This window comes from Mycobacterium sp. (assembly GCF_025933915.1).
Lineage (GTDB): Bacteria > Actinomycetota > Actinomycetes > Mycobacteriales > Mycobacteriaceae > Mycobacterium.
Genome location: NZ_JAICZA010000204.1, coordinates 1 through 6,586, shown reverse-complemented (window position 1 = coordinate 6,586; position 6,586 = coordinate 1). Strand labels below are relative to the sequence as shown.

5 protein-coding genes and 1 pseudogene are annotated in these 6,586 nt (G+C 67.2%); 5 read left to right on the top strand and 1 reads right to left on the bottom strand.

What is annotated here, in order from left to right; genetic code table 11:
* Window positions 1-304: pseudogene (fbiC, locus tag Q0W90_RS22055) on the top strand (7,8-didemethyl-8-hydroxy-5-deazariboflavin synthase); the annotation flags it as partial.
* A 55-nt stretch (window positions 305-359) separates the two neighbouring features.
* Here fbiC and Q0W90_RS22050 read toward each other — a convergent pair.
* Window positions 360-692, bottom strand: coding sequence for a hemophore-related protein (locus tag Q0W90_RS22050; protein ID WP_297592290.1), 333 nt, complete (start codon window positions 690-692; stop codon window positions 360-362).
* A 374-nt stretch (window positions 693-1,066) separates the two neighbouring features.
* On the opposite strand from Q0W90_RS22050, the gene fdxA reads away from it, so the two are divergent.
* The 4 genes from fdxA to Q0W90_RS22030 all read left to right on the top strand — a co-directional run.
* Window positions 1,067-1,393, top strand: a complete 327-nt coding sequence (gene fdxA, locus Q0W90_RS22045; RefSeq protein ID WP_293039332.1) for a ferredoxin — start codon at window positions 1,067-1,069, stop codon at window positions 1,391-1,393.
* A 41-nt stretch (window positions 1,394-1,434) separates the two neighbouring features.
* A complete protein-coding gene (gene dapC, locus Q0W90_RS22040; protein WP_297592435.1) occupies window positions 1,435-2,520 on the top strand; it encodes a succinyldiaminopimelate transaminase in 1,086 nt (361 codons plus the stop codon).
* 104 nt (window positions 2,521-2,624) lie between these two features.
* Window positions 2,625-4,988 carry an amino acid permease gene (locus Q0W90_RS22035; RefSeq protein WP_297776606.1) on the top strand — a complete coding sequence of 788 codons (2,364 nt, stop codon included), beginning with the start codon at window positions 2,625-2,627 and terminating at the stop codon, window positions 4,986-4,988.
* Between the two features lie 387 nt (window positions 4,989-5,375).
* A partial coding sequence (locus tag Q0W90_RS22030) for a type I polyketide synthase (RefSeq protein ID WP_297776609.1) occupies window positions 5,376-6,586 on the top strand: 1,211 nt, incomplete at its 3' end.

The window sequence follows — 6,586 nt, the reverse complement described above, 5'->3', positions numbered from 1 at the left end:
GTCGCGGCCCGGGCCGACCCATCGCGACAACCGCGCGGTACACGCATTGGCGCGAATCATGTTGCACGGCCGCATTTCCCAGATCCAGACCAGCTGGGTCAAGCTCGGTGTCGAGCGCACACAGGTGATGCTCAATGGCGGGGCCAACGACCTGGGCGGCACGTTGATGGAGGAGACCATCTCCCGGATGGCCGGCTCGGAACACGGATCGGCCAAGACGGTGGCCGAACTGACCGCGATCGCCGAGGGCATCGGGCGCCCCGCGCGCCAGCGCACCACCGACTACACGTCGTTGGCCGCGTAGCCCCTCGCTTGCCGGGCGCGGCGGTTACTGAACCGCTTCGTGCGACGCGATCGGCTCAGTAGTTGTTACAGCTGATCGCGACCGCGTTGATGGTGGCGTAGTACTTCTGCGCCGACGGCATGGCCTGGATCTGCTGGGCCATCTGCTCGCGCTTGGGCGGCGGCGCGGCCAGGAAGTTGCGGATGTAGGACTGCGCCACCGGCGACGCGTTCAGCTGCTGGGCAGCTGCCGGGTCGGTCGCGTTGAGCGCGGCAATCACCTGTCCGTAGTTGCAGGTCGTGTTGATGATCGCGTCCGTGGGGTCGGCGGACGCGATCCCAGCCGCGGCGGTCAACGCCACTGCCGCGCCGCCGACCGCAACCCCCAATTTGCTCAACGACACCCTCATGTGTGGACACCTTCCCCAGTTAATGCACCGCTATCACGGCGAGAACTTCTGCCCAGCGGTTGCCGTTTGTCGGTTCGAGATTACCAGGCCCCGCGAGCGCGCTTGCAACGCAAGAGATATCGGGGGCAGCCGCCGGGGCGTAACTCTGTGCAGGTCAGCGGGTTATTCACGGTGTTCGCCCTCGGCGAAACGGGGGCCGTTCGCAGGGTCCGAGACCGTCAGTCTTAAATCGGTGTTTCGATAGGCGCGCCAGGTGGTTCGCCTGTATCTGCAACGTCTAGTATCAGCAACCGAAAGCTTCACCGGAAGAGGTCGGACGCGCCGGTGCGAGCCGAACAGCAGCCCACATTGAGTAGTACATGGAGGAGACGTCTGTGACGTACACGATCGCCGAACCCTGTGTTGACGTCAAGGATAAGGCCTGTGTCGAGGAATGCCCGGTCGACTGCATTTATGAAGGTGCCCGGATGCTCTACATCCACCCCGACGAATGCGTCGACTGTGGGGCGTGTGAGCCGGTCTGCCCCGTCGAAGCGATCTATTACGAAGACGACGTGCCGGACCAATGGAGCCAGTACACGCAGATCAACGCCGACTTTTTCGTCGAGCTGGGATCGCCTGGCGGCGCGGCCAAGGTCGGCATGACCGAGAATGACCCGCAGGTGGTCAAGGATCTGCCACCGCAGGGCGAAGGCGACTGAGCGGCCCGGTGCCACACCAGCTCAGGAAGCGCCGGCCGGCCGTGTCGGCGTCGCTGCCGGAGTTTCCCTGGGACACGCTGGCCGACGCGAAAGCGCAGGCCGGCGCCCATCCGGACGGGATCGTCGACCTATCCGTAGGCACCCCGGTCGATCCGGTGGCGCCGGTGATCCAGGAGGCGCTGGCCGCGGCCGGTTCGGCGTCTGGGTATCCGGCCACCGCGGGCACCGCCCGGCTGCGCGAATCGGCGGTCGCGGCCCTGGGCCGCCGGTTCGGCGTCGCCGGGCTGGCAGAGTCGGACGTGCTCCCGGTGATCGGCAGCAAGGAGCTCATCGCCTGGCTGCCGACGTTGCTGGGTCTGGGCTCCGCGGACGTGATCGTGGTGCCCGAGCTGGCGTACCCCACCTACGACGTCGGCGCGCGCCTGGCCGGTTCGCGGGTGTTGCGGGCGGATTCGCTGACCCAGCTGGGCCCGCAATCGCCGGCGCTGTACTACCTGAACTCCCCGAGCAATCCGACCGGACGTGTCCTGGGCGTCGATCACCTGCGCAAAGTGGTCGGATGGGCCCGCGACCGGGGCTGCCTGGTGGCCTCCGACGAGTGCTACCTCGGGCTGGGCTGGGATGCCCAGCCGCTGTCGATCCTGCATCCCTCGGTCTGCGACGGCGACCACACCGGGCTGCTCGCCATCCATTCGCTGTCGAAGAGCTCGTCGCTGGCCGGGTATCGGGCCGGCTTCGTCGCCGGCGACGCCGAGCTCATCGCCGAGCTGCTGGCCGTGCGCAAGCACGCCGGGATGATGGTCCCGACCCCGGTGCAGGCGGCCATGGTGGCCGCCCTGGACGACGACGCCCACGAGCTGGCGCAGCGGCAGCGGTACGAGCGGCGCCGGGCCGCCCTGTTGCCCGCGCTGCGTTCGGCGGGCTTTACCGTCGACTATTCCGAAGCCGGCCTCTATCTCTGGGTCACCCGCGGCGAGCCGTGCCACGACAGCGTTGCCTGGCTGGCGCGGCGCGGCATCTTGGTGGCGCCCGGTGATTTCTACGGCCCGCGCGGCGCCCAGCACGTGCGCGTTGCGCTGACGGCCAGCGATGAGCGGATCGCCGCCGCGGTGCGACGGCTCGCCTGACCCGGCTAGTCGATCCGCGATGCGCGCCGCCCCGACGTGGGTGAACGTGCACAATGCATCGGGAGGCGTTTGACGTTCTCGAATCTCGGGTAAGGACGGTGCTCGTGACCAGTTCGACCGGCAAGCTGCGCATCCCGCTCTCGGTCGGGGACGTCGCCAAGCGTGTGTTCCTGGGAAAGCCGCTGATCACCGAGGATATCGCCGCCGAGAAATTGTCCAACGGCGTTGCGCTGGGCGCGCTTTCGCCCGATGCGGTGTCATCGGTCGCCTACGGACCCGAGCAGATCCTGATCGAGCTGTTGCCTCACGCGGGGTTGGCGGCGTTCCTCCTGTTGCTCCCGATCACCGGGGTCATCCTGTTCATCCTGGTGTTGGTGGCCGCCTCGTACCGGCAGGTGGTGATGGCCTACACCCGGGCCGGTGGCTCGTACATCGTCGCGCGCGACAACTTCGGCCCCCGGGTCGCGCAGATCGCCGCCGCGGCGCTGCTGATCGACTACGTGGTGACCGTTGCGGTGCAATCGGCGGCCGGGACGGTCGCGGTGGTGTCGGCGATCCCCGCATTGGGTCCCTACAGCCTGGCGATCACGGTCGGCGTGGTGCTGATCATCTGCTACGCGAACCTGCGTGGATTGCGGGAAGCGGGAATGCCGTTCGCGGTGGCGACCTACTCCTTCATCGCCATGGTCGGACTGACCATCGTGGTGGGCGTCGTCCGCGTACTGTTCGGGGGTTTACCGGTATACGATGCCGCGCACACGGCCGGTACCGTGCCGGTTCATCAGGGCAACGGGTTGGTGCTGGGCGCGACGATTCTGGTTTTGTTGCGCGCGTTCGCCAACGGGGGTTCGTCGCTGACCGGAGTCGAGGCCATCTCGAACACGGTGGACTATTTCCGAAAGCCCCAGGGCCGCAACGCACGCCGGGTGCTCACCGCGATGGCCAGCATCCTGGGCGTCCTGCTGGCCGGTGTCGCCTATCTGGCCCACGTCACCCACGCCACGCCGTATCTGACCGAATACCCGTCGGTCTTGTCGCAGATCGGCCGTGCCGTCTATGGCAACGGCATGATCGGCGACGTGTTTTTCGTGCTGGTCCAGGCGTCGACCGCGGCCATCTTGTTCACCGGCGCGAACACCAGCTTCAACGGATTCCCGGCGCTGGCGAGCTTCGTCGCCGAAGACCGCTTCCTGCCCAGGCAGCTGACGAAACGTGGTCACCGCCTGGTGTTTTCGAACGGGATCATCACCCTCACGGCGCTGTCGGTGGCCTTGCTGGTGGTAACCGGCGGTTCGGTCAACGCGCTGGTCCCGTTCTACGCGATCGGCGTGTTCACCGGGTTCTCGATGGCCGGTTACGGCATGACCAAACACCATTTGACGCATCGTGAACCGGGATGGCGGCACCGGCTGGCGATCAACCTGTCCGCGGCGATCCTGTCGACGGTCGTGGTGGGCATCTTCGCGGTGGCGAAATTCACCGAGGGCGCCTGGCTGGTGGTCGTCGTGTTCCCGCTACTGGTGTTCGTGCTGACGCGGCTGAACCACGAATACCGGGCCGAGGCGGCCATTCTCGAGATGTTCCGCACCGATCGCCCCGAATTGGTGAAGTATGCGCGACACAAGGTGCTGGTGTTTGTCGACTCGGTCGATCTGGCGGTGATCGAGGCGTTGCGCTATGGCCGGGGCCTGCGGGCCGACGACCTGGTTGCCGTGCACTTCATGGTCGACCCGGCCCACGCCGCGCAACTGCGAAACCGTTGGGAGCACTTCGCTCTCGACACGCCGCTACGGATCGTGGACTGCCCCGACCGGCGGATCAGCAGGTCGGCCCAGCTGCTGGTCGCCAAGGCGCGCGACGAACACCCCGACACCAACGTGACTGTGCTCCTGCCGCGCCGGACCTTCGCGCGGCTGTTGGGTCGGCTGCTGCACGACCGGACCGCGGACAAGGTCGCCCAAGCCGTCAGCCTCATTCCCGACGCCGCGGCGACGATCGTGCCCTATGACGTGGAATCGCGGATCAGGGAGGCCTACCCCGACTCTTTCGAGCAGCGCATCGGGCAAGAAATCGACAAGATCCAGGCCTGGGTGTCCCAGGACGAGGACGAGAAGGTCGACGCCTACGAACACCCCGAACGGCCGCCGTCGGTGATCATGGTGGCCGGCCTGATCTCCGGGCAACGCGCCACCGTCGAAGGACGTGTCAGCGAGGTCGAAGACATCGCCGACCGCGGGCGAACCCGGCGACAGATCGTGGTGGGGGACAGCAGCGGGGAAATCACGGTCACCTTCCGTCCCGGACGCGGGGGCGGCGACATCCAGCCCGGTCAGCTCTTGCGGATCAGCGGCAAAGCCCGCCAGGCCGGTCAGCGTTCCCTGTCGATGGTCGATCCGGCCTATCAGGTCATCGAGGATCCGGCGAAGGAGGCCGCGTCCGGGGACACGGAACAGGCCGACCAGTCGTAGCACCGCCCGCCGGCCCGTGCGAGGAGCGGGTATCGGCGTGAAATGCGGTGGAAGACAAGAAATCTCGACATCTCAGCCCCGACGCGCGCGTCCATGGCGCAGGGTCCCGCGCCCCAGGCGTGCCGCATCGGGCTCCGGATCGCTGAACCGCGCGCCCGCGGGTGGGAATGACGCAATTGCGAAGTCACGGCACGGTTTTCACGGCGCCGGGCCGCTTTCGGTCCCTCCCGGTGTCTTTCCGGTACGGCGGACGAAATTGTTTAATCCCGCTAACTGACGTGGTTCGGGTAGGTAAACTGACACCTGCACAATTACGCCCGAACAACGTGAGAAGAGATGGTGCGCGCCGCTGCTCACCGGCCGTCGGGCGAGGACAGGGGCTACACATTGCGTGTCGCGAGCGCCACACCCGTGGCCGTCATCGGAATGGCCTGCCGGCTTCCCGGTGGGATCGATTCCCCGCAACAGCTCTGGGAGGCGTTGTTGCGCGGCGACGATTTCGTTGGCGAGATCCCCGGCGACCGGTGGGATGCGGACCTGTTCTACGACCCCGAGCCCGGCGTCCCCGGCCGATCGGTAACCCGGTGGGGGGCGTTCCTCGACGATGTCGGGGGATTCGACTGCGACTTCTTCGGGATGACCGAGCGCGAAGCGACCGCGATCGACCCGCAACACCGCCTGTTGCTGGAAACGTCGTGGGATGCCATCGAGCATGCCGGCCTCGACCCCGCATCGCTGTCCGAGACGCAGACCGGCGTGTTCGTCGGCCTGACGCACGGCGACTACGAACTGCTGTCCGCCGACTGCGGCGCGGCCGAAGGACCGTACGGATTCACCGGCACCAGTAACAGCTTCGCGTCCGGGCGGGTCGCCTACACACTGGGGCTGCACGGCCCGGCGGTCACGGTGGACACGGCGTGCTCGTCCGGGCTGATGGCCGTCCACCAGGCGTGCGGCAGCCTGGGCAGCGGCGAAAGCGACCTCACCCTGGCCGGTGGCGTGGCGGTGACCCTGGAACCGCGAAAGTCCGTTTCGGGTTCGCTGCAAGGCATGTTGTCCCCGACCGGCCGCTGCCACGCCTTCGACGTGCACGCCGACGGCTTCGTGTCCGGCGAGGGCTGCGTCATGCTGCTGCTCAAACGGCTCGACGACGCGCGACGCGACGGCGATCGCATCCTGGCGGTGCTGCGCGGCACCGCGGCCAACCAGGACGGCCGCACCGTTAACATCGCGGCGCCCTCGGAACGGGCTCAGATCGCCGTCTACCAAACGGCGTTGGGCGTGGCGGACGTCGACGCGTCCACCGTCGGCTACGTCGAGGCGCACGGCACCGGCACCCCCGTCGGCGATCCGATCGAATTCTCCAGTCTGGCCGCGGTGTATGGAAACGACGGGCCCTGTGTGCTGGGGTCGGTGAAGACCAACTTCGGCCACATGCAGTCGACGTCCGGACCGCTGGGGTTGATGAAGGCGATCCTCGCACTGCGGCACGGCGTGGTTCCGCGGAATCTGCACTTCACTCGGTTACCCGATGAGATGGCCCGGGTCGAGACGAATCTCTTCGTGCCGCAGGCCAATACACCGTGGCCCGCCAACGG

Bases quoted from the DNA above. Each gene is read 5' to 3' on its own strand.
- Q0W90_RS22050 (WP_297592290.1), bottom strand. From the start codon at position 692: ATGAGGGTGTCGTTGAGCAAATTGGGGGTTGCGGTCGGCGGCGCGGCA.